Origin of the sequence: Sodalis sp. RH20, from assembly GCF_047324205.1 — a bacterium.
Classification (GTDB): domain Bacteria; phylum Pseudomonadota; class Gammaproteobacteria; order Enterobacterales; family Enterobacteriaceae; genus Acerihabitans.
In genome coordinates this window covers 1,908,131-1,933,379 of sequence record NZ_CP178733.1, presented here as the reverse complement: position 1 = coordinate 1,933,379, position 25,249 = coordinate 1,908,131, and the positions used below count along the sequence as shown (strand labels likewise).

The 25,249-nt window shown below is 56.5% G+C and carries 21 protein-coding genes, 2 tRNA genes and 1 other RNA gene; 12 read left to right on the top strand and 12 right to left on the bottom strand.

Going from position 1 to position 25,249, the window contains the following annotated elements; genetic code table 11:
• Nucleotides 1–51: 51 nt before the first annotated feature.
• Entirely contained in the window at nucleotides 52–717 is a 666-nt protein-coding gene (rnt, locus tag ACL2XM_RS08990) for a ribonuclease T (protein ID WP_410015026.1), read from the top strand.
• A gap of 73 nt (nucleotides 718–790) precedes the next feature.
• On the opposite strand, the gene ACL2XM_RS08985 is transcribed toward rnt, so the two are convergent.
• On the bottom strand, nucleotides 791–1,138 hold the full coding sequence (locus ACL2XM_RS08985; RefSeq protein ID WP_410015025.1) for a Grx4 family monothiol glutaredoxin: 348 nt from the start codon (nucleotides 1,136–1,138) through the stop codon (nucleotides 791–793).
• A gap of 411 nt (nucleotides 1,139–1,549) precedes the next feature.
• On the opposite strand from ACL2XM_RS08985, the gene ACL2XM_RS08980 reads away from it, so the two are divergent.
• The gene (locus ACL2XM_RS08980) at nucleotides 1,550–2,443 is read left to right on the top strand and encodes an NlpC/P60 family protein (protein ID WP_413732758.1); all 894 of its coding nucleotides are present in this window, start codon (nucleotides 1,550–1,552) and stop codon (nucleotides 2,441–2,443) included.
• Between the two features lie 63 nt (nucleotides 2,444–2,506).
• On the opposite strand, the gene ACL2XM_RS08975 is transcribed toward ACL2XM_RS08980, so the two are convergent.
• Nucleotides 2,507–2,596 carry a YnhF family membrane protein gene (locus ACL2XM_RS08975; protein ID WP_162365808.1) on the bottom strand — a complete coding sequence of 30 codons (90 nt, stop codon included), beginning with the start codon at nucleotides 2,594–2,596 and terminating at the stop codon, nucleotides 2,507–2,509.
• Nucleotides 2,597–2,833: 237 nt separating this feature from the next.
• Between ACL2XM_RS08975 and purR the strand changes: the two genes are divergently transcribed.
• The gene (gene purR, locus ACL2XM_RS08970) at nucleotides 2,834–3,850 is read left to right on the top strand and encodes an HTH-type transcriptional repressor PurR (protein ID WP_410015023.1); all 1,017 of its coding nucleotides are present in this window, start codon (nucleotides 2,834–2,836) and stop codon (nucleotides 3,848–3,850) included.
• Nucleotides 3,851–4,295: 445 nt separating this feature from the next.
• Entirely contained in the window at nucleotides 4,296–5,447 is a 1,152-nt protein-coding gene (gene cfa / locus ACL2XM_RS08965) for a cyclopropane fatty acyl phospholipid synthase (RefSeq protein WP_413722897.1), read from the top strand.
• A gap of 150 nt (nucleotides 5,448–5,597) precedes the next feature.
• Here the strand turns inward: cfa and ACL2XM_RS08960 are convergent, their stop codons facing one another.
• Nucleotides 5,598–6,239: a riboflavin synthase subunit alpha gene (locus tag ACL2XM_RS08960; protein ID WP_410015021.1), complete on the bottom strand. Its 642-nt coding sequence runs from the start codon at nucleotides 6,237–6,239 to the stop codon at nucleotides 5,598–5,600.
• Between the two features lie 205 nt (nucleotides 6,240–6,444).
• Between ACL2XM_RS08960 and ACL2XM_RS08955 the strand changes: the two genes are divergently transcribed.
• The 5 genes from ACL2XM_RS08955 to ACL2XM_RS08935 all read left to right on the top strand — a co-directional run bounded on the left by ACL2XM_RS08955 (nucleotide 6,445) and on the right by ACL2XM_RS08935 (nucleotide 10,700).
• Complete coding sequence (locus tag ACL2XM_RS08955; protein WP_410015020.1) at nucleotides 6,445–7,818, top strand: MATE family efflux transporter; 1,374 nt, start codon at nucleotides 6,445–6,447, stop codon at nucleotides 7,816–7,818.
• A gap of 150 nt (nucleotides 7,819–7,968) precedes the next feature.
• Nucleotides 7,969–8,045: transfer RNA gene (locus ACL2XM_RS08950), tRNA-Val, on the top strand.
• Between the two features lie 8 nt (nucleotides 8,046–8,053).
• A tRNA-Val gene (locus ACL2XM_RS08945) sits at nucleotides 8,054–8,130 on the top strand.
• Between the two features lie 576 nt (nucleotides 8,131–8,706).
• Nucleotides 8,707–10,119, top strand: coding sequence for a pyruvate kinase PykF (gene pykF, locus ACL2XM_RS08940; protein WP_410015019.1), 1,413 nt, complete (start codon nucleotides 8,707–8,709; stop codon nucleotides 10,117–10,119).
• A gap of 341 nt (nucleotides 10,120–10,460) precedes the next feature.
• Nucleotides 10,461–10,700 carry a major outer membrane lipoprotein gene (locus tag ACL2XM_RS08935; protein WP_410015018.1) on the top strand — a complete coding sequence of 80 codons (240 nt, stop codon included), beginning with the start codon at nucleotides 10,461–10,463 and terminating at the stop codon, nucleotides 10,698–10,700.
• 301 nt (nucleotides 10,701–11,001) lie between these two features.
• Here ACL2XM_RS08935 and ACL2XM_RS08930 read toward each other — a convergent pair whose 3' ends face one another.
• The 7 genes from ACL2XM_RS08930 to sufA form a co-directional block, all read right to left on the bottom strand.
• On the bottom strand, nucleotides 11,002–12,072 hold the full coding sequence (locus tag ACL2XM_RS08930) for a L,D-transpeptidase family protein (RefSeq protein WP_410015017.1): 1,071 nt from the start codon (nucleotides 12,070–12,072) through the stop codon (nucleotides 11,002–11,004).
• A gap of 310 nt (nucleotides 12,073–12,382) precedes the next feature.
• A complete protein-coding gene (gene sufE, locus ACL2XM_RS08925; RefSeq protein WP_410015016.1) occupies nucleotides 12,383–12,796 on the bottom strand; it encodes a cysteine desulfuration protein SufE in 414 nt (137 codons plus the stop codon).
• Nucleotides 12,797–12,821: 25 nt separating this feature from the next.
• On the bottom strand, nucleotides 12,822–14,048 hold the full coding sequence (sufS, locus tag ACL2XM_RS08920) for a cysteine desulfurase SufS (protein WP_413722898.1): 1,227 nt from the start codon (nucleotides 14,046–14,048) through the stop codon (nucleotides 12,822–12,824).
• Complete coding sequence (sufD, locus tag ACL2XM_RS08915; RefSeq protein ID WP_410015014.1) at nucleotides 14,032–15,333, bottom strand: Fe-S cluster assembly protein SufD; 1,302 nt, start codon at nucleotides 15,331–15,333, stop codon at nucleotides 14,032–14,034. Before sufD ends, sufS begins: the two co-directional genes overlap by 17 nt.
• On the bottom strand, nucleotides 15,308–16,054 hold the full coding sequence (gene sufC, locus ACL2XM_RS08910; protein ID WP_410015013.1) for a Fe-S cluster assembly ATPase SufC: 747 nt from the start codon (nucleotides 16,052–16,054) through the stop codon (nucleotides 15,308–15,310). The genes sufD and sufC overlap by 26 nt, the downstream gene beginning before the upstream one ends.
• A 79-nt stretch (nucleotides 16,055–16,133) precedes the next feature.
• Complete coding sequence (sufB, locus tag ACL2XM_RS08905) at nucleotides 16,134–17,639, bottom strand: Fe-S cluster assembly protein SufB (protein ID WP_410015012.1); 1,506 nt, start codon at nucleotides 17,637–17,639, stop codon at nucleotides 16,134–16,136.
• A gap of 13 nt (nucleotides 17,640–17,652) precedes the next feature.
• A complete protein-coding gene (sufA, locus tag ACL2XM_RS08900; protein ID WP_410015011.1) occupies nucleotides 17,653–18,027 on the bottom strand; it encodes a Fe-S cluster assembly scaffold SufA in 375 nt (124 codons plus the stop codon).
• A gap of 757 nt (nucleotides 18,028–18,784) precedes the next feature.
• Here sufA and ACL2XM_RS08895 point away from each other — a divergent pair.
• A complete protein-coding gene (locus ACL2XM_RS08895) occupies nucleotides 18,785–19,990 on the top strand; it encodes an MFS transporter (RefSeq protein ID WP_413722900.1) in 1,206 nt (401 codons plus the stop codon).
• Here the strand turns inward: ACL2XM_RS08895 and ACL2XM_RS08890 are convergent.
• The gene (locus tag ACL2XM_RS08890) at nucleotides 19,968–20,417 is read right to left on the bottom strand and encodes a hotdog fold thioesterase (protein WP_413722901.1); all 450 of its coding nucleotides are present in this window, start codon (nucleotides 20,415–20,417) and stop codon (nucleotides 19,968–19,970) included. The genes ACL2XM_RS08895 and ACL2XM_RS08890 overlap by 23 nt on opposite strands.
• Nucleotides 20,417–23,539: an FAD-binding and (Fe-S)-binding domain-containing protein gene (locus ACL2XM_RS08885; RefSeq protein WP_413732757.1), complete on the bottom strand. Its 3,123-nt coding sequence runs from the start codon at nucleotides 23,537–23,539 to the stop codon at nucleotides 20,417–20,419. Before ACL2XM_RS08885 ends, ACL2XM_RS08890 begins: the two co-directional genes overlap by 1 nt.
• A 310-nt stretch (nucleotides 23,540–23,849) precedes the next feature.
• Between ACL2XM_RS08885 and ydiK the strand changes: the two genes are divergently transcribed.
• Entirely contained in the window at nucleotides 23,850–24,956 is a 1,107-nt protein-coding gene (ydiK, locus tag ACL2XM_RS08880; RefSeq protein WP_410015007.1) for an AI-2E family transporter YdiK, read from the top strand.
• A 157-nt stretch (nucleotides 24,957–25,113) separates the two neighbouring features.
• Nucleotides 25,114–25,218, top strand: an RNA gene (rprA, locus tag ACL2XM_RS08875) — antisense sRNA RprA.
• Nucleotides 25,219–25,249: the final 31 nt, after the last annotated feature.

Here is a 25,249-nt window from a genome sequence, read left to right as displayed (position 1 = left end):
GCTAAAATTTGCCATAATGCGGGCTGTTTTCCTTAAAAATTAAGAACAGGCATGGCTGAACTTGATGATGTAAATACCCTTCGCGGCCGTTTTCGCGGCTTTTATCCAGTGGTAATCGATATTGAATCCGCGGGCTTTAACGCCGCAACCGACGCCTTGCTCGAAATCGCCGCCGTCACCCTCAACATGGACGATGAAGGCTGGCTGGTCACCGACCAATGCCTGCATTTCCATGTCGAGCCTTTTCCCGGCGCGCAACTGCAGCCGGAAGCCCTGGCCTTTAACGGTATCGACCCGACCAACCCGCTGCGCGGCGCGGTGAGCGAGTACGAGGCGCTGCATGAAATTTTCAAAATGGTGCGCAAAGGCATTAAGGATCGGGGCTGCAACCGCGCGATTATCGTCGCGCACAATGCCGGGTTCGACCACGGATTTCTTATGGCGGCGGCCGGACGGGCGGCATTAAAGCGTAATCCTTTCCATCCGTTTGCCACCTTCGACACCGCTGCTCTCAGCGGGCTGGTGCTGGGCCAGACGGTGTTGGCCAAAGCCTGCGCGGCCGGAGGCATCGAATTTGACGCCGGCCAGGCGCATTCCGCGCTCTATGACACCGAACGCACCGCTGAATTATTTTGTGAGCTGGTTAATCGCTGGAAACGTCTCGGCGGCTGGCCTGTTCCCCCCGTCGGCGAGCCTGCCGCCGGCGAGCACGCCTAGCCGATGCTTGCGTCCGGCGGTTAAAAACTCCCGCCGCAAGGGGCGGGGGTTATCCGCAGGCGTCCCGGGGAACTCAGGAAGGGGTCTGGTTTTCCTGGGAGTTGTATTTTACCGCGGTCTCTTTGATCAACGGTTGCAACTCGCCGTGCTGATACATTTCGATAATGATATCGCAGCCGCCGACCAGTTCGCCATCCACCCACAGCTGTGGGAAGGTCGGCCAGTTGGCGAATTTCGGCAACTCGGCGCGAATATCGGGATTTTGCAGGACATCCACATACGCGAAACGCTCACCACAGGCGGAAAGCGCCTGTACTGCCTGTGCGGAAAAACCACAGCCGGGCAATTTTGGCGAGCCTTTCATATAAAGAAGAATCGGGTTCTCAGCTATCTGCTGCTGAATTTTTTCAATCGTCGTCATTGTCTCGCTTCCTCAAGCCAGCATCTGGCCTTATCTGCACTGTGCGGGATTACACGCAGTCTCTTCATTTTAGCCACTACCGGCTAAACAAATAAACGTTTTTTTGCCGGCCCGCGCGGTAAAGGCGCGTCAATTCACTCCCGGCCCGCCCACGTAGGACAGGCAATACTATCACTGTAGCGGCTTTTACCCCCTGCCGCCGAACAAAACGGGCTGAAACATTCGGTGCACACCCTCAAAATATGTTGAATAAAGCGCCGCTGAACGCTGTTAAATGCAGCAAAATCGAACTTATTCACGTTTATACACAATAAGTAGTGAATTGATGATGCAATGACGAGGTAAATAGCTTAAATTCCTGTGAGGTGTTGATAACCCCCTATTTTGGGCCACATAAGGATAGCGTTTATCATGCGTTTATGCTTTACGCTTTTTGTGTTGCTTTTTACCCAGTTGTTTTTGAACCTGGCACATGCCGCGCCGAGCGCCGGCGTCAATGCCGATCAGCGCAAATCCCAGGCAGCGGCGGCAAAAACCGGTGACCGGCGCAAACGCAAACCGGTAAAAATAGCCAAGAAAAGCAAACCTGTCGCCAGCGCGCCCGCCGTCAGTGAAAAAGCCAGCATTAAAAAATCGCCGGAACCGGCGCATGAAAAAGCCGGCGTGAAACGGCCTTTGGAACCCGCGGTGGTGAAAACCGGCGCGAAGAAAAGCAAAACCTCCCCTCTTGCCAAGGCATCAAAAACCACGGCGACGAAAAAAATAGCCTCCTTCACTCCGCCGAAAAAAGGCTATAAAAAAGGTTACGGCCGGCACCGGATGATAAAAGATCAGGCGGCGGTAGAACTGCTGGCCAACGATCAGCCGATAAAGATGAGCGAGAGCCATAAGAAACGCTACCAGACCGCCAAGCTTACCGCCATGAATAAACTCCTCTCCCAAATGGGCAAGCCTTACCGTTGGGGCGGCATGTCGCCTAATACCGGCTTTGACTGCAGCGGCCTGATTTATTATGCCTACAAGGATGTGGTACGCATCCATATGCCGCGCACCGCCAACGAAATGTACCACCTGCGCGACGCAGCGCCGGTTAAGAAAGACGAGCTGGAAAGCGGCGACCTGGTCTTTTTCCATATTTCCAATCGCGGCGCGGCGGATCACGTCGGCGTCTATCTTGGCAATGGTCGCTTTATCCAGTCGCCCCGCACCGGCAGCGATATCCGTATCAGCTATCTGAGTGAGGATTATTGGCAGGATCATTACGTGGGCGCCCGCCGGGTGGTCACGCCGAAAAATATCCGCTGAAGGCGCGCCGGAAAAAAAAGAGGAGCCAAGGCTCCTCTTTTTTATATCTGAACCGAGAGGGTGTCAGTTCATGACGGCGGTAAAGCTGAAGACAATAATCACCAGCAGCGAGAACACCGTGGTCAGTAACGACATTTTTAAATCGCTGTCCATTCTATCTCCTTAACGTAAACCAGGGCGCCGGCCTTATCCACCGGCCCGCAGAGCAGTTATCGTCAGTTTGCCATAACAGCGATGAAAAAGCTTGCTCCCAACCTGTAGCCGCCACATTTAACACTTTCACTTTGGCGCGGGATGAACGAAAATTAACGGTTAATTCCACAGCGTCGGAAAGTGCTTGCGCCTTCGACAGACATTATTCCAGCCAGGGCGTACGGGAGTATCAAAGGCATGGCAACCATTAAAGATGTGGCAAAACGCGCTAATGTATCGACAACCACCGTTTCGCATGTGATCAATAAAACCCGTTTTGTTGCGCAAGACACTCAAATTGCCGTGCTGGACGCCATTAAACAACTGCATTATTCACCCAGCGCCGTGGCGCGCAGCCTGAAGGTCAATCGCACCAAGTCCATCGGCCTGCTCGCCAGCACCAGCGAGGCGCCCTATTTCGCCGAAATTATCGAGGCGATTGAGCACCATTGCTTTGCTCGCGGTTATACCCTGATATTGTGCAATTCGCACAATGATCTCGAAAAACAGCGCGCCTATCTGGCGATGCTGGCGCAAAAGCGCGTCGACGGCCTGCTGGTGATGTGCGCCGAGTATCCCGAAACGCTGCTGGATATGCTTGAGGAATATCAGCATATCCCCATGGTGGTCATGGATTGGGGTGAGGCCCGCCGTGATTTTACCGACACCATTATCGATAACGCCTTTGCCGGCGGTTATATGGCGACGCAATATTTGCTTAAACGCGGCCATCGCGCCATCGGCGCCATTCCCGGACAGCTGGCGCGCAACACCGGCGGCGGCCGCCACCGCGGCTATCTGCATGCCATGGCGGAGGCCGGCATCCCGTTAAACGACCGCTGGATTGTGCAAGGCAATTTCGAGCCTGAATCCGGCTACCTGGCGATGAAACAAATCCTGGCGCAAACGCCGCGTCCCACCGCGGTCTTCTGCGGCGGCGACATTATGGCCATGGGCGCACTGTGCGCCATTAATGAAATGGGCCTGAGCGTACCTGAGGATATTTCTATCATCGGCTACGACAACGTGCGCAATTCGTGCTTTTTCAGCCCGGCGCTGACCACCATCCATCAGCCTAAAGAGGATTTGGGCGAGGCGGCGCTTACCATGCTGCTCGATAGGATTACCAGCAAACGCGAGAACGCCAAAACCATCGAAGTCCATCCGTCGCTGATTGAACGCCGTTCGGTCGCAGACGGTCCCTTCCCCGCTTAAGGCCACGCGCCAGGCCCGGGCAACCGGCTGGCGCCTCCAGGGTCTGTTGCTATGTAAAGCGCCGTCCGCCTCGGACACAAGATTTTTCATATAATGATCTCTGTGCAAAGAGTTATTGTTTCAGCGAGAAATCATTAAGTTATAATGGGAAATACATTAGCGCGTTAGCTATTGTCTAAATTAAAATGCAGGCTTATACTCAATATCGTTAACAATTATAACGAGTTGTCTAATAAATTTGTATAAAAGTATGTCGTGTTTTCCAACATGACATCACCCTTTTATAAAGCGCCCGGCTAAGTCGCAGTCTAAGGTTTACTTTATATTCCTCTGTTGATGGTGATACTTCAGACACCACGGATAACCGTGGATTCTTATAAAGCCCGCAGGCATGGTGAGTGCTTTTCCTGACGGGGCACTGCAGAAGAAAGGTGATGGAGAAGCTATGAGTTCCTCGTGCGTTGAAGACCTGAGCTTTCATGATAATGATTGGTACCGTATCGTCCATGAATTGCTCTCTGAAGCCGGTATTGAACTCAATGGTTCAAGACCATTTGATATCCGAATCAAGAATCCGGGATTTTTTAAGCGCGTATTGCAGGATGGATCTTTGGGATTGGGCGAGAGTTACATGGATGGCTGGTGGGAGTGTGAGCGGCTGGACATTTTTTTCCAGCGTGTTCTCAGGGCGGGTCTGGAGAATAAACTTCCGCATCATTTAAAAGATACCTTACGCATTGCCGCCGCCCGGCTGATGAACCTCCAGTCGCGCAAGCGGGCCTGGATCGTGGGCAAAGAACATTACGATTTGGGTAACGATCTGTTTGAAAAGATGCTCGATCCCTATATGCAATATTCCTGCGGCTACTGGAAACAGGCGACCACCCTCGAGGAAGCCCAGCAGGATAAGCTGAAGATGATTTGCGAAAAACTGCAGCTGCGACCCGGCCTGACGCTGCTGGACGTGGGCTGCGGCTGGGGCGGGCTTGCCGCCTACGCGGCCAGGAATTATGGCGTATCGGTACAGGGCGTCACTATCTCTGCCGAGCAGCAAAAGCTGGCGCAAACGCGCTGCGAGGGACTGGATGTCACCATTTTGCTGCAGGACTATCGCGATCTGGATATGCAATTTGACCGTATTGTTTCAGTCGGCATGTTCGAACACGTAGGCCCCAAGAATTACGCCACCTATTTCGACGTTATCGATCGCAACCTGAAACGCGACGGTCTGTTCCTGCTGCATACCATCGGCTCGAATATCACCGATATGAATGTCGACCCGTGGATTAATAAGTATATTTTCCCCAACGGCTGCCTGCCGTCGGTACAGCAAATTGCCCATGCCAGCGAAAAGCATTTTGTTATGGAAGACTGGCATAACTTCGGCTCTGATTACGACAAAACGCTCATGGCCTGGTATGAACGTTTTGTCGCCGCCTGGCCGGCGCTGTCCAACAAATACTCCGACCGTTTTTACCGTATGTTCAGTTATTACCTGAATGCCTGCGCGGGGGCATTCCGCGCGCGCAATATCCATTTATGGCAGGTATTATTCAGCCCGGAAGGCGTGGATGGCGGTATTCGCGTACCCCGTTAATACCATGGCACGCCAGGCCCTTTAACACCGCACTCAAGACAGGCGTGGTAAAGGGAGAGCGCGCCGATGGGGGCGATGCGGCCATCTCCTGGCCGCCAGAGCGCCCCATGGCACGCTAGGCCCGCCAACACCGCACTCAAGGCAGGCGTGTTAAAGGGTATTTAACGTCGCGGCAATCGCCGCTTCCCGCTGCGCCAGCACACGCTCCACCGTATCCACCACCGCCTGGGTCTGGGGATCGATTTCAATATTGATCCGCTGCCCCAGCCTTTTTTTACCCAACGTGGTGCGCATCAGGGTTTCCGGTATTAAATGCACGCAAAATTTATCGGCCGCCACCTCGCCGATAGTCAGGCTGATGCCGTCGATGCCGATATATCCTTTATACAGGACATATTTCATCAGCGCTTTGTCCGGCATTCTGAACCAAATCTGCCGATTATTTTCCGACGTCACGATTTTCACAATCTCGGCAGTGCACATGATATGCCCGGACATCACATGTCCGCCGATCTCGGCGTTAAAGGTGGCGGCGCGTTCTACGTTCACCTCATCCCCCACCTGCAGATCGCCCAGATTGGTCACCCGCAGCGTCTCTTTCATCAAATCAAACGCCACCACGTCGCCGTTAATGCCGCTCACCGTCAGGCAACAGCCGTTGTGCGCCACGGAGGCGCCCTCCTCCAGACCGGACAACATCGCCGCCGGCAGGGAAACGAAATGCGTGCGAAAATTCGCTTTTTCTTCAATTGCCACAATGGGCGCGGTGCCCTGAACAATACCCGTAAACATAACCTTGGCCTCTGTAAACCACCGCTGGAATCAGTCAGGCTAGTGTGCACGATTTCCCCAGGAAATCCAAATCCGCCGCCGCACGGATTTGTGTCGTCCCGCACTGGTATAACCGGACAAATGCTTTACACTATGCCGCAGATTTTTAACCTTTATGTTAACTTTCGCCTGCTTATTCCATACACATAAAACCATAGGTGCCTACGTGCAGAAGTACTTCCTGGAAGCGCGTACATTAATGTCCTTGGCCATACCGGTTATTTTCGCGCAAATAGCCCAAACGTCGATGGGCGTGGTCGATACCATCATGTCCGGCTCCGTCAGCGCGACGGATATGGCGGCGGTTGCCGTCGGCACGTCCATCTGGCTGCCCACCATCCTGTTCGGCCACGGTCTGATCCTGGCCCTCACGCCGGTTATCGCGCAGTTGAACGGGTCCGGGCGGCGCGAACGTATCGCCCATCAGGTACGCCAGGGATTCTGGCTGGCGGCGGCCGCGGCGATTTTGGTTATGGCGGTGCTGTATAACTGCCGCCTGGTCATCGAGAGAATGCGCCATGTCGATCCCGTGCTGGCGCAAAAAGCTGTCGCCTACCTGCATTACCTGCTGTGGGGCGCGCCCGGCTATTTGTTTTTCCAGGTGCTGCGTTGCCAATGCGACGGTCTGTCCAAAACCAAGCCCGGTATGGCGATAGGTTTTCTCGGCCTGCTTGCCAACGTGCCTATCAATTACATTTTCATCTACGGCAAATTCGGCATCCCGGCCATGGGCGGCGTGGGGTGCGGCATCGCCACCGCATCCGTCTACTGGCTCATGTATGTGGTGATGTGGCTTTATATGCGCCGGGCCGGCAGCTTTCAGGATTTGCATCTGCCGGGCGGGTTTTCCCGGCCCGACTGGACGGCGCTGCGCCGGCTGGCCGGCCTGGGTTTACCCGTCGCCCTGTCGCTGTTCTTTGAAGTTACCCTGTTCGCCGTGGTTGCGCTGTTGGTGACGCCGCTTGGCATCGTCGCGGTGGCGGGACATCAAATAGCCTTGAACTTCAGCTCCCTGATGTTCGTGCTGCCGCTGTCGATGGGCGTCGCTGCCACGATCCGCGTCGGATTCCGCCTGGGGCAAAATGATGTGGAACAAGCGCGGGTCGCCGCCTGGACCAGCCTGGGCATGGGCGTTATGCTGGCCTGCGTGACCGCGGTATGCACTTTCCTGTACCGGGTGGAAATCGCCCGGCTGTATAACGATACGCCGGCGGTGGTGGCGATGGCCTCCCATCTGATGGCGCTGGCGGCCATCTACCAGATCTCCGATTCGATCCAGGTGATTGGCAACGGCGTACTGCGCGGATACAAAGACACCCGTTCGATTTTTTTCATTACGTTTACCGCCTACTGGTTGCTGGGCCTGCCGTGCGGATATGTGCTGGCGCTGACGGATTATGTCGTGCCGGCCATGGGGCCGAGCGGTTTCTGGACAGGCTTTATCATCGGCCTGACGTCGGCGGCACTGCTGATGACGCTGCGTATGCTTTGGCTGCAGCGCCAGCCCTCACGGCTGATTCTCAATCGGGCGGCGCGCTGACGGCGCCCTGGCGGTTAAAAAACCGGCACGCTGTGTATTAGATGGGCAGTTGTCGGTCGCGGGCGGTAAAAAACGCTTTTTCCTCTTGCATGCGGTGATATTGCCCGTTAATATTCGTCCCGCTGTCAGGCAGATGGCGATGTGTAAAATGCGTTCTTAGCTCAGCTGGTTAGAGCACCACCTTGACATGGTGGGGGTCGATGGTTCGAGTCCATTAGAACGCACCACTTCTTGTGCGTCCGTAGCTCAGCTGGTTAGAGCACCACCTTGACATGGTGGGGGTCGGTGGTTCGAGTCCACTCGGACGCACCATATTATTTTCCTCCCTGGTCTGTACCCCGCTGGTGAACGCAGTTACCTGCATTTTCTTCTTTTTTTCTCTCCGTTACGTCAACCTAAAAGCGGCCGGCAAAACAAACATCCGGGATCCCGTGGTGTTAATCCCACATGGCGTTATTGTTATCTGTTGCTGGTATTTACGTCCATTGTTGCGCACCGGTTACCGATTTTATTGTGCATCTGCGCAACACTTGATACTAAAAATTTGCATATTTACCACAAATGCACTCTTTTTCACGGCTTACGCATTATTTGTGCTGTTTTTATCTTGTTTCCGCCGGCCCAATAACTATAATACAAAACGTTATTTCAATTGAATGGCTTAAGCCCCGTTGATTTGCCAAATACTAATTAAAACAGACTTATCCACTACCGCTTGCCGGCACGTTCGGCCAGATAATTTAGCTATATTTTCATCATTTTCTCACTTTTGTCTCCTATCCTTGAACATGGGGAACAGGCTCGCAAGGCTGCACAATTTTTCGTCGTCGATATTCACCGGCGATATATCAGATTTATCATCCAACACAACTTGCAGATATCATTGTTATGAAAAAGACAAAAATCGTTTGTACCATCGGTCCAAAAACTGAATCGAAAGAAATGCTGTCAAAGCTGCTGAACGCGGGCATGAACGTCATGCGCCTTAATTTCTCCCACGGCGACTTTGAAGAACACGGCAACCGCATTACCAACCTGCGCGCCATCCTGCAGGAAACCGGCAAGAAAGCCGCCATCCTGCTCGATACTAAAGGGCCGGAAATCCGTACCATGAAACTGGAAAACGGCAACGATGTTTCCCTTACCGCCGGCCAGACCTTTACGTTCACCACCGACCAGACGGTAGTCGGCACCAAAGAACGCGTCGCGGTCACCTACCCGGGCTTTGCCAAGGACCTGTCGGTCGGCAATACCGTGCTGGTGGATGACGGCCTGCTGGGCATGGAAGTTATCGACGTTACCGATACCACCGTGGTCTGCAAGGTGTTAAACAACGGCGACCTGGGCGAAAACAAAGGCGTTAACCTGCCGGGCGTTTCCATCGCCCTGCCGGCGCTGGCGGAAAAAGACAAAGGCGATTTAATCTTCGGCTGCGAACAGGGCGTGGACTTCATCGCCGCCTCGTTCATCCGTAAACGCTCCGATGTCCTGGAAATTCGTGAACACCTGAAACAGCATGGCGGCGAACATATCCAGATCATTTCCAAGATTGAAAATCAGGAAGGCCTGAACAATTTTGACGAGATTCTGGAAGCCTCCGACGGCATCATGGTTGCCCGTGGCGACCTGGGTGTGGAAATACCGGTGGAAGAAGTGATCTTTGCCCAGAAGATGATGATCGAAAAATGTAACCGCGCACGTAAAGTGGTCATTACCGCCACCCAAATGCTCGATTCCATGATCAAGAATCCCCGCCCGACCCGCGCTGAAGCCGGCGACGTGGCCAACGCCATCATCGACGGCACCGATGCCGTAATGCTGTCCGGTGAAAGCGCCAAGGGGAAATATCCGTTGGAAGCCGTGACCATCATGGCCACCATCTGCGATCGTACCGACCGCGTCATGCCCAGCCGCATCGACAGCATTAACGACAGCCGCAAACTGCGTATCACCGAAGCCGTATGTCGCGGCGCGGTGGAAACAGCCGAAAAGCTGGAAGCCCCGCTGATTGTCGTGGCGACCGAAGGCGGCAAATCCGCCAAAGCGGTGCGTAAATACTTCCCTAAGGCGGAAATCCTGGCGCTGACCACCAATGCCATTACCGCGCGCCAGCTGCTGCTGTCCAAAGGCGTAACCTGCCAATTGGTGGATGAAATCGCCTCTACCGATGATTTCTACCGCATCGGCAAAGCCATGGCCATCGAAACCGGCTTGGCTAAAAAAGGCGAGATCATCGTCATGGTGTCCGGTGCCCTGGTACCGAGCGGCACGACCAATACTGCGTCCGTTCATCTGCTGTAAATCCGGGTTTACCCACCTGCGCCTCCGGCTTGCCGGAGGCTTTTTTTTGCCCGCAGAGAATGCCGCGCCCGGTAATTCTGTTGTACCGCTCCGACGGCGTGCAATAATTCTATCGCAATAGCACAAAAAGGGCCTGGTTTTTACCCCGACTTAATCGGAGTTTTCTTATGGAAGGTGATGGTTTATCCTTTTTTTTTAACCTCCCTGTAAAACAAGGTGTTTCTTTGAGCATTCAATCGAATTTAATCGCTTTATTGCTAAAAATTGTTCTCCTTAGAAAATACTTTGTGTAATACTTGTAATGCTACATGGAGATTAACTCAATCTAGAGGGTATTAATAATGAATCGTACTAAACTGGTACTGGGCGCGACACTTCTTGTTTTATCTATGGGTATGACTGCCTGTTCAAGCAACGCTAAAATCGATCAGCTGTCCTCTGACGTTCAAACCCTGAACGCGAAAGTTGACCAGCTCAGCAACGATGTTACCGCTATTCGTTCTGACGTTCAGGCCGCTAAAGACGACGCTGCCCGTGCTAACCAACGTTTAGATAACCAAGCTCACTCTTATCGTAAATAAGAGTCATAGACTTGTTTAGAAAATGGCGCACTCACGTGCGCCATTTTTTTTGCCTGAGAAACTGTACGCACAGCCCCCGTATCTTCCCCTCGCCGCCTTCCGCCAGCCATGCCACCCGTTTCTTGGCGCCCGGCGCTACCTTTCCGGTTCTGCGTCATCCTGGGGATTCACTTGGCGCGGCGCACAGGCCGGTTTTCACCGCACTCCAGGTGTACGGCGTCGGTCCCCCGCCCATACCCGCTGAAATCATCTCTGTGCCGCCGGCGACGGGCCGTTAATGCCGCCGGTGGACTCGGATGCCTTATTGTGTCGACAGCGCGCTGTCGCCCGCACCAGGGCCATTTTGAGTGATGCTGGCGACAGGCGCGGCCTTAACCGGTGCTTTAGCGCTTTGCACCGCCGGCGCGTCGGATGGCAGGCTGGTTTGCGCCTCACCGCTGGAAATCAGCACCGGCATGCCGGAACGGCGCGCGATGGCCTCGTCGGCCACGGCGCGGTCGGTAGCGCCATCGGCGAGGAATTTCTTCACCTTGGCGCTGTAGGCGATGCGCATCGTCTGCGGATCGTCGCGATCGTTGCGCGACAGCGGCTGATGGACCTCAATATACCGTTTGCCATCCGGTTCCTGGGCCACCTTGATCGCATCGTTGACCACCTGTACCCGGGTTCCCACCGGCACTGTGTCGAATAAGGCCTGGATATCATCGGGCCGCAGCCGCATGCACCCCGAGCTGACGCGCATGCCGATACCAAAATTGGCATTGGTGCCATGGATGAGATAGACCCCTTTGCCGGCCGCCAGGCGCAGGGCGAACAGCCCCATGGGATTGTCCGGCCCCGCCGGCACGACGGCCGGCAGGGTGATGCCCTGCTCTTCCAGGTAATGCTTGCGGATATTGGGCGTCGGCGTCCAGGTAGGATTGGCGATTTTCTGGGTAATGGTGGTGGTCATCACCGGCGTGGTGCGTCCCAACTGGCCGATGCCAATCGGATAAACGATCACCTTGTTTTCGTCTTTTGGATAATAATAAAGCCGCAGCTCGGCCAGGTTGATGACAATGCCTTTGCGCGGGGTGTCCGGCAGCAGCATTTGCGTCGGTATGGTCAGGACCGACCCGGCCTGGGGCAGATAAGGGTCCGTGCCCGGATTGGCCTCCAGCATGGCAAGCAGGCCGATTTTGTGCGCCGCGGCGATGGCTTCCAGCGAACCGCCGTCATTGGCGACGGTGGCGGTAATATTTTCCCCGATTAAACGGCTGTTTTCCGCCGGCAGGGCATATTCGGTGGCGCCGGCGGAGGAGCTCCCCAGCAGAAGTCCCCCGGCGAGGCTGGTAACGAAAGCGAAGCATTTAAGGGTCCGCGCATAGTTCATATTGATTTCCCGCATTGTTTTTATCGTAAGCCGAAGACCCTGTTCCGTTGTCGCGGCGGCGACAGTCCGGGGTCCGGCTCCACGTTTAACAGCCAAACCTCGCGCTCGCTATCAGATAACGCTGATAATGTGAGTTTAGCAAAGGAACAAAATGATGGCGGGTTAAGCGCAGCGGCAAGCACACCTTGCGCCCGGGTGTTATCTGGGCGGCAGGCAATGCGGTGTTGCGGGCGGGGATGGGCGTGATCGCGAAGAAGGCGCCCCCTCAGGCGCGCGATTCTGGCTCACAAGAAGACGGCGGCAATGGGTATTACAGGTTAGCAGCCTTGGCCCTGATGCTGCGCACCATGGCTTCCAGGCCCTGCGAGCGGGACGGCGTCAAATGCTGGCCGAGCGCCAGTTCGTTAAAAAATGGCCGCACGTCCAGCGCCACGACCTGCTGCGGCGTCAATCCCTGGTAAAGAATAAACACCGTGGCGATCAGGCCTTTGACAATGGCCGCGTCGCTGTCGCCCAGCAGCCGGACATTGCCCCGGTCGTCGGTGGCGATAACAATCCATACCTGGCTCTGGCAGCCGGCGATAAGGTTTGCGGCGCTGCGCGCGCCCTCGGGGAGCGGCGGCAACTGAGCGCCCAGCTCGATGATATACATGTACTTCTCTTCCCAGTTGCCGCAGCGGGAAAAGTTACGCAGCAGTTTCTCTTTGTCCGGCAAATTTGCCATCAACGGTTCTCCCTGGCTATCAGTATTAACCCAGCAATTGACGCACGCGGATCAAACCGGCCACCAGCCTGTCGATATCTTCCCGGGTGGTATAGAGCGCCAGCGAGGCGCGGCACATGCTAGGCACCTGATAATACGCCATCAGCGGCATTGCGCAATGGTGCCCGGTACGGATGGCGATCCCATACTGATCGAGGAAACTGCCCACGTCGTAGGCATGATGCTTGCCCAGATTAAAGGCGATCACCCCGGCCCGGTCGGCGGGACCGTACAGGATCAGATCCGGCACCTGCGTCAGCGCCTCAAGCGCGTAGCGCATCAGTTCCCGCTCGTAGACGTGGATATTCTCGATGCCCAGGCTCTCCACATAGCTCAGCGCCGCGCCCAGCCCCATCATCCCGCCGGTATTGGGGGAGCCCGCCTCAAAGCGCCACGGCGCTTCCAGAAAGGTGGTGCCTTCGCTCAGGCTGACGGTGCGAATCATCGAACCGCCCCCTTCCCATGGCGGCATCAGGTCCAGCAGCTGTTTTTTGCCATACAGTATGCCGATGCCGGTGGGACCGTAGATCTTATGGCCGGAAAAGACGTAGAAATCGCAGCCCAGCGCCTGCACATCCACTTTCTGGTGCATAATGCCCTGGGCGCCGTCCACCAGCACCACCAGATCGGCGGCGGCGGCCCGCGCCCGGGCGATCAGGCGCTCAAGCGGGTTCACCGTGCCCAACACGTTGGAAACCTGGGTGATCGCCAGCAGCCGGGTACGGTCGTCCACCAGCGCATCCAGGCGCGATTCGTCCAGCGTGCCGTCGGGCAGCAGCGGCAATACCCGGATTTCCACCTGTTTTTCCCCGGCGATAATCTGCCAGGGAACGATATTGGAATGATGCTCCATCTCGGTGATGACGAGGTTGTCGCCGGGCTTGAAAAAATGGCGTCCGTAGCTGTTGGCCACCAGGTTGATGCCTTCGGTGGTGCCTTTGACAAAAATGATTTCATCCGTCGAGGCCGCATTGATAAAACGCGCGGCCTGGGCGCGGACATCTTCCATCCGGCCGGTGGCTTCGGCGCTCAGGGTGTGGATGCCGCGATGCACGGCGGCGTATCCCTGGCGGTAATAGTCACTTTCGGCATCGATGACGACACTGGGTTTCTGGGCGCTGGCGGCGCTGTCGAGATAGGTTAGCGGTTGTCCGTTAACCTGCCGCGCCAAAATCGGGAAATCCGACCGTACACGTTCAATGGGATACGACATTTATTCCCCCCTGCAATGAATCGGCAATACGCGTCAAGACCGTTTCCCGCACCGTCTGGTTATCAATCGCCTCGGTAATGGCGGCGGCGAAGGCATGGATAATCATTTTTTCAGCATCCTCCCGTTTAATGCCCCGGGATCGCAGGTAGAACATCTGCTCTTCGTCGATGCGCCCCACGGTGGCGCCGTGGCTGCATTTCACGTCGTCGGCATAAATTTCCAGCTGCGGTTTGGTATCCACCTCGGCGAGGCGATCCATCAGCAGATTGTTATTGGTCATCTGCCCGTCGGTCTTGATGGCGTGTTTGGCCACTTTGATCAGGCCGTTAAAGACCCCTTTGCCACGCTCGCGCGCGATGATCTTATGGAGCTGGCGGCTCAGGCAATAGCCTTTATTATGTTCAAGATAGGTACGGGTATCCGCCACGTCGTTGCCCGACGGCAACAGCAGGCTGTTGATAGCCAGATCGGCGCCTTCGCCGTCGAGGCGGGCGCTGGTCTGGTGGCGGGCCAACCCCGCCCCCAGCAGGAAGCTGCTGCTGCGCACCACCGCGTCGCGGCCGATATGGATATCGTTATGGGCGAAGTGGTAGCTCACACGGTTTTCAAACGCCAGCTTGATATGCGCCAACCGGGCATTATCGCCTACCGCCAGCGTCAACCGCGACCCGGTGAAATGGGCCAGGGTTTCGTCGACGCTTGCGAAATGCTCGATAATCTGTCCCTGCGCGCCGCCGCCCACATCGATATGGTGGCGATAGTGCAGCGTATTCAATTCTTCCGGGTTCGCCCCGCCACTGCTCAGGTGCAGCAGATACAGCGGTTTTTCGGCCGTTTTACCCGCCGGAAGGCGAATGCGCGTGGTTTCGCAACTCAGGCTCTCGGTCAGGTGCAGGAAGATTTCCGGCTGGATGGGCGCCGGCAACGGCAGGCGTTCGGCGCCCTGCTCGACTGTCACCTGCCAGAAGCCGGTGTCGCTATCGCTCAGATGCGGCGCAAAACGGCCGTTGACGAACACCAGGCGCACGGCATCCAGATCCAGACTCAGCCGGTCGCGCTCATCCAGGCTAAGGCGTTTGCCCGCCGCAAAGGCGAATCGGTGCGCTAACAGGCCGTCCAGCGGCGTGTATTTCCAGTGTTCGTGTTTACGCGTCGGCAGGCCGAGGCGCTCGACGCTTTGCCAGTGTTCATAAGCCTGGGCGGAGCGGCTCAGGCTCTGCCCTTCGAACAGATGGTGCCATTGTTGCAACGCTTGGGCATTATTGTTGTTCGGTAAGCCAGCCATAGCCTTGCTCCTCAAGCTGTTTCACCAGGGAAAAATCGCCGGATTTTACGATGCGGCCCTGGTAAAGCACGTGCACGTGATCCGGTTTTATATAATCCAGAATACGTTGGTAATGGGTGACGATAATAAAAGAGCGCTGTTCATTGCGCAGCGTATTGACGCCGTGCGCCACCACTTTCAGCGCATCGATATCCAGCCCGGAATCGGTCTCGTCCAGGATACACAGGTCCGGCTCCAGCGCCGCCATTTGCAGAATATCGTTACGTTTTTTTTCACCGCCGGAAAAGCCGACGTTTACCGATCGGGTCAGCAGATCGGGGGGCATTTTCAACAAGGCGATTTTTTCTTCGATAAAATCGGCAAAATCAAAGCGGTCCAGGGGTTCTTGCTGCCGGTATTTACGCACCGCGTTCACCGCGGTCTGCAAAAAGAACTGATTGCTGACGCCGGGAATCTCCACCGGATACTGGAAGGCCATGAAAATACCTTCGCCCGCCCGCTCTTCCGGCTCCAGCGCCAGCAGATCCTTGCCTTTGAACAGCACTTCGCCGTCGGTGACCTGATAGTCATCCCGCCCGGCAAGCGTGGCCGACAAGGTACTTTTGCCGGACCCGTTAGGTCCCATGATCGCATGCACCTCGCCGGGCCTGACTTCCAGGTTCACTCCCTTGAGGATGACGTTATCTTCCACACTGACGTTTAAATTGCGAACTGTTAACATATTTTTTCCTTTACCCGACTTTCGGTGCGCCCGTACGGGCAGCACATGCTGGTGCGCAGTCGGCAACTAAAAAGCGGGATTAGCCCACGCTGTGTTCCAGGCTGATAGCCAAAAGTTTTTGCGCCTCGACGGCGAATTCCAGCGGCAGTTCCGAGAACACATCCTTACAGAACCCGTTTACGATCATCGAGATGGCGTCATCCTCGCTGATCCCGCGCTGGCGGCAATAAAACAGCTGATCTTCACCGATGCGCGAGGTCGTCGCCTCATGTTCCAACTGGGCGGTATTGTTGCGCACTTCCACATAAGGGAAGGTGTGCGCACCGCAGTCCGCGCCGATCAGCATCGAGTCGCATTGCGTGAAATTACGCGCATTGGTGGCGCTGGGCATGATTTTCACCAGCCCGCGGTAAGTGTTCTCGCTTTTCCCCGCCGAGATACCCTTGGAAATAATGGTCGAACGGGTGTTCTTGCCGATATGGATCATCTTGGTGCCGGTATCGGCCTGCTGGCGTCCATTGGTCAGGGCCACCGAGAAGAACTCGCCCACCGAATTGTCGCCGCGCAGAATAACGCTGGGGTACTTCCAGGTAATGGCCGAACCGGTTTCCGACTGCGTCCATGACATCTTGGAGTTTTCGCCGGCGCACAGCGCCCGCTTGGTAACGAAGTTCAGGATGCCGCCTTCGGATTCGCTGCCGGCGAACCAGTTCTGCACCGTGGAATATTTCACCTCGGCGTTTTTGTGGGCGATAACTTCCACCACCGCGGCGTGCAGCTGATAGCTGTCACGCACCGGCGCCGAGCAGCCTTCGATATAACTGACGTAACTGTCTTCGTCGGCAATCAGGATGGTGCGCTCGAACTGCCCGGTTTTCGCGGCGTTAATGCGAAAGTAGGTGGACAGCTCCATCGGGCAACGCACGCCTTTGGGGATGTAGACAAAGGTGCCGTCGGAAGCCACGGCGGAATTCAGGGCCGCGAAAAAGTTATCGTTGGGCGGCACCACGCTGCCCAGGTACTGCCGCACCAGATCCGGATGTTCATGGATGGCTTCGCCAAACGAACAGAAGATAATGCCTTCCTTCGCCAGCTTGTCGCGATACGTGGTCGATACCGACACCGAGTCGAAAATGGCGTCGACCGCTACCTCGGCGCCTTCACGCACCGGTACGCCCAGTTGGTTGAACGCTTTTTCCACTTCATCGGTCAGGTAATTCTTGGCCGCGTCCTGGCCTGGCTGCTGCATGGCGCCGGGCTGGGAACCGCAGTTGTCGTCGCAGCTGCCGCAGGAAGGGGCGGAATAATAGCTGTAATCGTTATAATCCAGTTTTTTATAATGCGCTTTCAACCAGTGCGGCTCTTCCATTTCCAGCCAGGCGCGGTAGGCATTAAGGCGAAACTCCAGCATCCATTCCGGTTCATTACGTTTAGCCGAGATTGCCCGCACCACGTCTTCACTGATGCCATGTGCCAGCTCGTCGGTGACCAGTTGGGTAAAAAAGCCTTCTTTATAACGTTCGCTTTTTATCCAGGGCTGCGCGGCGTCAATCGCCTCGGGAGTTTCAATAGTGCTTCGTGCCATAATGGTTCATCGCTCAAAGGCCAAAACTTTCGCCACACCCGCAGGCATGTTGAGCTTTGGGATTGTTGAATTTAAATACGTGATTCAGGCCTTCCTGCACGAAGTCCACTTCCGTGCCGTCGATAAAAGGCATGGCTTTCAGCGGGACAAAAAGCCGCGCGCCGTCACGCTCATAAACCAGTTCGCTTTCTTCGGCCGCAGCGGTCGCCACGTCCATCACATAACCGAAACCGGCGCAGCCGGATTGTTTCACGCCAAGCCGTAACCCTTGCATGGCGGAATTTTGTTCCATCAGATGACGGATTTGCCTGGCGGCGCTGGCGCTGAGGGTCAGGCCTTGCCAGATGTTTTCTTCCAGTGAAAACGTTTCAACCGTGTCCATTTGCATAAAACTTACCTCTCAATGTTTCAAGACGATAAACAGCAATCTCTCTATGTTAGTGATATGAATATTCACTGCAACCTTGCACTTTGCATGGGAATAGCTAAAAACGGCGGTTAAAACAGGCATTAAGTTAATTATAGTCGCTATATTACTGCCCGGCCCGCCGCACCCTCGGCAGGCTGTTTTTATAATCCACTGAAATAAAAGGCATTTTATCTCGAATACCCCTATTAAAAATACCAGAACTTTTCGGCGCGCGAATATAAAAATAATCATCGAAAAAAACTATTTTTACGAGAGGTTTAAACAAAAATATCATTACCGCGTCAGGTTAGCGCAATTGTTACCCATTTTTTAATACCCCGGCGTCGGTTGCCGCGCCTCTATTTGCTGAAAACAGCGCCGCCCCAATTGATAATGATAACCATCTCGATTTTAATTAGCATTAATTGCGCATAGGTATTCATAATAATGCAATTTTGACGCCTAAAAAGGCCGGCCCCGCGCAACGATAATCGGGTTTACCATACCCCTGCGCAAGGGCAGCGGCACAAGCAATACGTGCGGTACGTCACACGCGGCAGCATCGTTCCATTCACATTTATTATACAATTATATCACAGTTAGAACCAGATATCGCCGGCGCTGTCGATCCGACGCAGGCGGGTCAACCCGCGATATTTTTTTACATCATTTCGCGCGCCTCCCGGCATGGCGGGCGGTATGCTAAGACTCACGTTTTTTTCCGGAATAGTCCTTTATGCCCTCCCCAGCCGTTTCTCCCCCGGTCCTGTCCTCGCCGCAGCTGAACCGGCGGATATTTCCCATTATCTTTTTCACCTTTATCTGCTACCTGACCATCGGCATACCGCTGGCGATCATTCCCGGATTTACCCATAACACCCTGGGCTACAATCAGGTGATCGCGGGTTTTGCCATCAGCATCCAATATGCGGCGACCCTGCTCAGCCGCCCTTACGCCGGGCGTTACGCCGACCTGCTGGGGCCAAAAAAAGGGGTGCTGCTCGGACTGGGATGTTGCAGCCTGAGCGGGGTGTTTTGCCTGCTGGCCAGTGGGTCCGAGAGCCTGCCGTGGGCCAGCCTCGGCCTGCTGTTCGCCGGGCGCCTGATATTGGGCGTGGGCGAAAGTTTCGCCAGTACCGGCGCCATCTTATGGGGTATTGCCAGCGTCGGGCAGCGCCATACCGCCCGGGTGATATCCTGGAACGGCGTCGCCACCTATGGCGCCATCGCCATTGGCGCGCCGCTGGGCGTGTGGCTAAACGCCATCGGCGGCCTGGGCGTCATCGGCGCGTTTATCCTGGTCGCCGCCCTGCTCGCCTGGGTGCTGGCGCTGCGTAAAACCCCGGTGGCGATTGTTCCCGGTAAACGCATCGCCTTTGGCATCGTGGTCGGCAAGATCTGGCTTTATGGCGTGGGACTGGGATTGGGTACCCTGGGGTTTGGCGTCATCGTCAGTTTTATCACGCTTTATTACGCCGAATATGCCTGGGACGGCGCCGCCTTCGCGCTGACCCTGATGAGCGGCGCTTTTGTCGGCGTGCGCCTGGTGCTCGGCAATGCCATCTATAAGTACGGCGGGCTGAACGTCGCGCTGGCGTCGTTTACCGCCGAGGCGCTGGGACTCTTGTTGATATGGGCGGCCCCCGGCCCGGTGCTGGCGGGTCTGGGCGCCCTGCTGACCGGCGCCGGCTTTTCGCTGGTCTTCCCGGCCCTGGGCGTAGAAGCGGTCAAACAGGTCGCGCCGCAAAACCAGGGCACCGCCCTCGGCACCTTCTCGGCCTTTCTGGACCTTGGGCTCAGCCTGGCCGGACCGGCGGCGGGACTGGTGATGTCGCACCTGGGCATGTCGAGCATTTATCTGTGCGCGGCGGCGATGGCCGCCCTGGCCGCGGTATTGATGCTCAGGCTGAAAGCGCGGGTTAGCCCCGGGCAACCGGGTTAGGCAACTCTTCCCCGGCCCTGAGCACCACCGTGGTCAGGCGGGAAATACAGTTAAGCCTGCCGCGGCCATCGGATATCAGGATCTCCCATACCTGATGCGTTTTCCCCAGATGGATGGCCCGGCACACGGCGCGCACCTGGCCGTCGGTAACCGGGCGCAGGTGGTTGGCGTTGATATCCAGGCCCACCACGATGTCCTCGCCCTGCGTGCACAGATAGCCGGCCACCGATCCCAGGGTTTCGGCTAACGCCACCGAGGCGCCGCCGTGCAGCAGGCCGTACGGCTGGCGGGTGCGCTCGTCCACCGGCATCACCGCCTCCAGTTCATCCGCGCCAATACGGGTGAAGACGATGCCCAGATGCGCGGCCAGGGTGCCCGCGCTTTTCTGGTTAAGCGCGTCCAGGGACGCGGGACGTTTCCAAATCATCAGATAATCTCCAGCAAGGCTTGCAGGGGGTGGCGGATGCCTTCCCCCTCGATACGTTTCACCTGGCTGCGGCACGAATAGCCGGTCGCCAGGCAGCGGGCGCGCGGCAAGCGCTGCAAGGCCTGCTGCCAGGACAGGGCGTAGATGCCCAGTGAATTATCCAGGTTGGCGCTTTCATGGCCATAGGTGCCGGCCATGCCGCAGCATCCGACGCCGACGGTTTCAAGACTGGCGCCGTAACGGGCAAAAATAGCGGACCACTGCTGACCGCTGACCGGCAGCTCGGTGGATTCGGTGCAATGGCCGAATAAATACCACCCCTGCGGGGGCTGAGCAACCGGCTGCGCGCCGCCGGCATCAGGTCGGCCAGCGGGTACCGGTAACCCGGCGGTATCATGTGACGTTGTCACTGATACCGGCGGCGGCAGCGTCATCAGCCATTCATGTACCAGCTGTACCTGGAAGTCTCCGCGCCGGTCGCCGAGGATCTCGCGATACTCATCCCGGTAACACAGCACCAGCGCGGGATCCACGCCCACCATGGGCAGCCCCAGGCGCGCGGTGCGGTTAAGGAAATCGGCGGTTCTGGCGGCGGTTTTGGCGAAGCGCTGTAAAAAACCCTTGATATGCTGGGCCTTGCCGTTGGGCGAGAACGGCAACAATACCGGAATACCGCCCAATTTTTCCACCAGACGGACAAAATCCGCCACCACGGCGGCATCGTAATAGCTGGTAAAGGGATCCTGTACAATCAGGACATGGCCCCGGCGCTGCGCGGCCGTCATCGCCTCCAGCTGTTCCAGGGTGATGCCGGCGGCGCGATGCCCCATAAGACGTGTGCGCAGCGAGGGCGTCGACAGCAGGGGTAAATCCACCATGCCGATGCGCGTCCGGCTCAGTTCGCGCAGCCAGGGCTGCTGCAGGAAAAAGTTAAACAGCTTGGGCGCGCGTGCCATCAGCGGCGCGTAGCTTTCGACGCCGGCCACCAGGTGATCGCGCGCCGGACGGAGATAACGGCTGTGATACAGCTGGAGAAAACGGGAACGGAAACCCGGCACATCGATTTTAATCGGGCATTGCGTCGAGCAGGCTTTGCAGGCCAGGCAACCGGCCATCGCCGCCTTGACCTCATGGGAAAAATCATACTCGCCCTGTTTCGCCCGCCGGCTGTTGCGCACCCTGCCGGCCAAATCGCGCAGCGTGGCGATACCGCTGGGCAGGTTTTTTTCCAGCAGCAGCGGGTCGACCCCCTGCACGGCCAGCAGCCTGAGCCATTCCCTGACCAGCGTGGCGCGGCCTTTTGGCGAGTGGATACGGTCGCCGGTGATTTTCATGGACGGGCACATCGGGCTGCGCGCGTCGAAATTGAAACACAGGCCATTGCCGTTGCATTCCAGCGCGCCGCGAAATGACCCGCGCACCGCCACCGGGATCTGCCGGTCGTAGGTGCCGCGTTTGACGGCGTCGATGTGTTTCATCGGCGCGTCGCTGTCCACCGGCGCGCATATCTTGCCGGGATTGAGGCGGTTGCCGGGGTCGAAAGCCGATTTTATACACCGTAGCTCATGATAGAGCGTCGCGCCGAAAAACGCCGGGCTGTACTCGGCGCGAAACCCCTTGCCATGCTCCCCCCACAGCAGGCCGCCATATTTTGCCGTCAGTTGTACTATGCGATCCGACAACTGTTTCATTAATATTTCCTGGGCGGGATCGCACATATCCAGCGCCGGACGAACGTGCAACACGCCGGCATCCACATGGCCGAACATGCCGTAGCTGAGGTGATGTTCGTCCAGCAGTTGGCGGAACTCGGCGATATAATCGGCCAGATGCTCGGGCGGAACGCAGGTATCCTCGGCGAAAGGTATGGGTTTGGCCGCGCCCTTGCTATTGCCCAGCAGGCCCACCGCCTTTTTGCGCATGGCGTAGATGCGTTCGATGTCGGCCAGCCGATCGCAGATCTGGTAGCCGATGACACCGCCGCCGCCTTCAGCCATCAGCCGATCAAGGCCCTGGCATAACGCCGCCACCCTGGCGGCGACAAGGGACGCGTCGTCACCGGCGAACTCAACGATATTCAGTCCCAGCATCTCCCGCGCTGGCACATCCCGGATCAGCTCGCGGACTGAATGCCAGACAATATCCTCGCGGGCCAGGTTCAGTACCGTCGAGTCCACCGTTTCCACCGACAACGCATGGGCCTGCAGCATAAACGGCGCGTTGCGCAAGGCGGAGTTGAATGAATCATATTTTACATTCACCAAGCGGCGCACCTTCGGCAAAGGCGTAATATCCAGCCGCGCTTCGGTGATGAAGGCGAGCGTTCCCTCCGAACCGGTCAGGATGCGCGTCAGGTCAAACGTTTGCAGGTCGTCGCTGTAGACATGGCGCAAATCGTAACCCGTCAGGAAGCGATTTAACTTGGGAAATGAGTCCAGGATCAGCTGGCGCCGCTCGCGGCAGCGATCCAGCACCGTGCGGTAAATCCGCCCTGCCGCGCCCGCTTCCCCGGCTATCTTTTCCGCCTGCGCGGTAGGCATGGCGCAGGTATCCAGCACTTCGCCCGCCATCAGCACCGCGCGCAGGCCCAGGACATGATCGGACGTTTTGCCGTACACCAGCGACCCCTGGCCCGACGCGTCGGTATTGATCATGCCGCCAAGCGTGGCGCGATTACTGGTGGACAGCTCGGGGGCAAAAAAATAGCCCAGCGGGCGCAGATATTCATTGAGCTGATCCTTGATGACACCCGCCTCGACCCTGACCCATCCCTGTTCGGGATTAACTTCGAGGATATGGTTCATATGTCGCGACATATCCACCACTACGCCGCTATTAAGCGCCTGGCCATTGGTGCCGGTGCCGCCGCCGCGCGGGGTAAAGGCCAACGAGGCAAAACGCGGCTCCCGCGCCAGCCGGCTGATTAACAGCACATCATCGGTTGAACGCGGAAACAGCACGGCGTCGGGCAACAACTGGTAAATACTGTTATCGGTCGCCATGGTCAGGCGATCGGCGTAGGACGTGGCGCTGTCGCCGGTAAAGCCGCTGCGTTGCAATTGGGCAATAAACTCGAGAACCGGTTGGGCAATTCCCGGCGCCTGGGAGATCTGTGGGATCATTAACTCTGAGCCTGCTTTTCAAGTGTAAAGGGGGCCGGCATAAGGATTTTTATGAAGGTCCGACCCGATTGTTTTATCATATTTTTTTTGGACGCGCGCGTGGACGGAGAAATTTTTTGCCCCAGGCGATGATACCCCGGCGCTGCCGGCAACGCCGGTTGGCCCTGGCGGGCGTTAAAATTGTTGTTATGGCCTGTTAAAAAACGGGGAAATAACGCATCATTAAGACTATTGCTGAACAACGGATCCCCTTTCTCCGATCGTTGCCTTACCCTATTTACCCGCTGTTTATTGAGGTGAAAACTTTTTCATGGATTACCCGCGTCAACTGCTTGATCTGCCAAGGATGCTCTTTAGCGTAACTTTTATCGCGCTGATGACATTAGCCTGTTTCTGGGTGGTGCAGCCTTTTATCCTGGGTTTTGCCTGGGCCAGCATGGTGGTCATCGCCACCTGGCCGCTACTGATCAAAATCCAGGCGTTATTATGGGGACGCCGTTCGCTGGCGGTGCTCGTCATGACCCTGTTGCTGGTATTGTTGTTCGTCCTGCCGCTGTCCGTGCTTATCAGCAGCGTCATTGACAACAGCGCGCCGCTGGTGGCGTGGGCGACCGAGCCAAACCGGCTCACCCTGCCGGCGCTGCACTGGCTGCGCGATGTGCCGCTGGTCGGCCATAAGCTTTATTCCGGCTGGCAGGCGACGATTTCCGGTGGCGGCGGCCCGCTGGTGGCCAAGATACAGCCTTACATCGGCCAGTCGGCGACCTGGCTGTTGTCGCAGGTGGCGCAGGTGGGCAGTTTTCTTATCCATTGCGCCCTGATGCTGCTGTTCAGCGTACTGCTGTACATCCGTGGTGAACGGGTGGCTCTGGCGGTGCGCCATTTTGCCATCCGCCTGGGCGCCGAACGCGGCGACGCCTCGGTCCTGCTGGCTGCGCAAGCCATCCGGGCGGTGGCGCTGGGCGTGGTATTGACCGCCATCGTGCAAGCGGTATTGGGCGGCATCGGGCTGGCGGTATCCGGCATCCCCTTCGCCACCATTCTGACCATCATCATGTTTATCACCTGCATAGCTCAGTTGGGTCCGCTGCCCATCCTGATCCCAGCCATGATCTGGCTGTACTGGAGCGGCGATACCACCTGGGGCACGGTGCTGCTGGTATGGAGCTGCGTGGTCGCCACGCTCGACAATATTCTCCGGCCGATCTTTATCCGCATGGGCGCGGATTTACCGATCCTGCTGGTGCTGTGCGGCGTTATCGGCGGCCTGCTGGCGTTCGGGATGATTGGCCTGTTTATCGGGCCGGTGGTGCTGGCGGTATCTTACCGGCTGATCTTTGCCTGGGTGCACGAGGCGCCTTCGCCGAGTGAAATGCACGACCCCGAGAAACACCTCAGTGATTTGTCGGAATTCTAAGCTTAAATTTAATTCGCCAATATAATTTTTCCAGATGAGATAAAACTCATCTGGAAATTAATATACCAACATCATTAATTGTTAGCTTCTTTAACTTTTAATTTACTTATTCGGAGGATTCTTAATGACTCCGCCTCATGTAATTAATATTATTAGCACATCAATTAACTCAACTCACTGATTTTACATCAAGGTTTCCCCTGAGTTAAACGAATTGCTGTGTGTAGTCTTTGCCCGTCTCATAGGATGGGCTTTTTTTTCGCCTTTTTCCCCGCGCAGATAAATCATTGCCT

Excerpts from the sequence above, each read along its gene's own strand:
- rnt (WP_410015026.1), top strand. The coding sequence starts at position 52 with ATGGCTGAACTTGATGATGTAAATACCCTTCGCGGCCGTTTTCGCGGC.
- ACL2XM_RS08985 (WP_410015025.1), bottom strand. The coding sequence starts at position 1,138 with ATGACGACGATTGAAAAAATTCAGCAGCAGATAGCTGAGAACCCGATT.
- ACL2XM_RS08980 (WP_413732758.1), top strand. The coding sequence starts at position 1,550 with ATGCGTTTATGCTTTACGCTTTTTGTGTTGCTTTTTACCCAGTTGTTT.
- ACL2XM_RS08975 (WP_162365808.1), bottom strand. The coding sequence starts at position 2,596 with ATGGACAGCGATTTAAAAATGTCGTTACTGACCACGGTGTTCTCGCTG.
- purR (WP_410015023.1), top strand. The coding sequence starts at position 2,834 with ATGGCAACCATTAAAGATGTGGCAAAACGCGCTAATGTATCGACAACC.
- cfa (WP_413722897.1), top strand. The coding sequence starts at position 4,296 with ATGAGTTCCTCGTGCGTTGAAGACCTGAGCTTTCATGATAATGATTGG.
- ACL2XM_RS08960 (WP_410015021.1), bottom strand. The coding sequence starts at position 6,239 with ATGTTTACGGGTATTGTTCAGGGCACCGCGCCCATTGTGGCAATTGAA.
- pykF (WP_410015019.1), top strand. The coding sequence starts at position 8,707 with ATGAAAAAGACAAAAATCGTTTGTACCATCGGTCCAAAAACTGAATCG.
- ACL2XM_RS08935 (WP_410015018.1), top strand. The coding sequence starts at position 10,461 with ATGAATCGTACTAAACTGGTACTGGGCGCGACACTTCTTGTTTTATCT.
- ACL2XM_RS08930 (WP_410015017.1), bottom strand. The coding sequence starts at position 12,072 with ATGAACTATGCGCGGACCCTTAAATGCTTCGCTTTCGTTACCAGCCTC.
- sufE (WP_410015016.1), bottom strand. The coding sequence starts at position 12,796 with ATGGCAAATTTGCCGGACAAAGAGAAACTGCTGCGTAACTTTTCCCGC.
- sufS (WP_413722898.1), bottom strand. The coding sequence starts at position 14,048 with ATGTCGTATCCCATTGAACGTGTACGGTCGGATTTCCCGATTTTGGCG.
- sufD (WP_410015014.1), bottom strand. The coding sequence starts at position 15,333 with ATGGCTGGCTTACCGAACAACAATAATGCCCAAGCGTTGCAACAATGG.
- sufC (WP_410015013.1), bottom strand. The coding sequence starts at position 16,054 with ATGTTAACAGTTCGCAATTTAAACGTCAGTGTGGAAGATAACGTCATC.
- sufB (WP_410015012.1), bottom strand. The coding sequence starts at position 17,639 with ATGGCACGAAGCACTATTGAAACTCCCGAGGCGATTGACGCCGCGCAG.
- sufA (WP_410015011.1), bottom strand. The coding sequence starts at position 18,027 with ATGCAAATGGACACGGTTGAAACGTTTTCACTGGAAGAAAACATCTGG.
- ACL2XM_RS08895 (WP_413722900.1), top strand. The coding sequence starts at position 18,785 with ATGCCCTCCCCAGCCGTTTCTCCCCCGGTCCTGTCCTCGCCGCAGCTG.
- ACL2XM_RS08890 (WP_413722901.1), bottom strand. The coding sequence starts at position 20,417 with ATGATTTGGAAACGTCCCGCGTCCCTGGACGCGCTTAACCAGAAAAGC.
- ACL2XM_RS08885 (WP_413732757.1), bottom strand. The coding sequence starts at position 23,539 with ATGATCCCACAGATCTCCCAGGCGCCGGGAATTGCCCAACCGGTTCTC.
- ydiK (WP_410015007.1), top strand. The coding sequence starts at position 23,850 with ATGGATTACCCGCGTCAACTGCTTGATCTGCCAAGGATGCTCTTTAGC.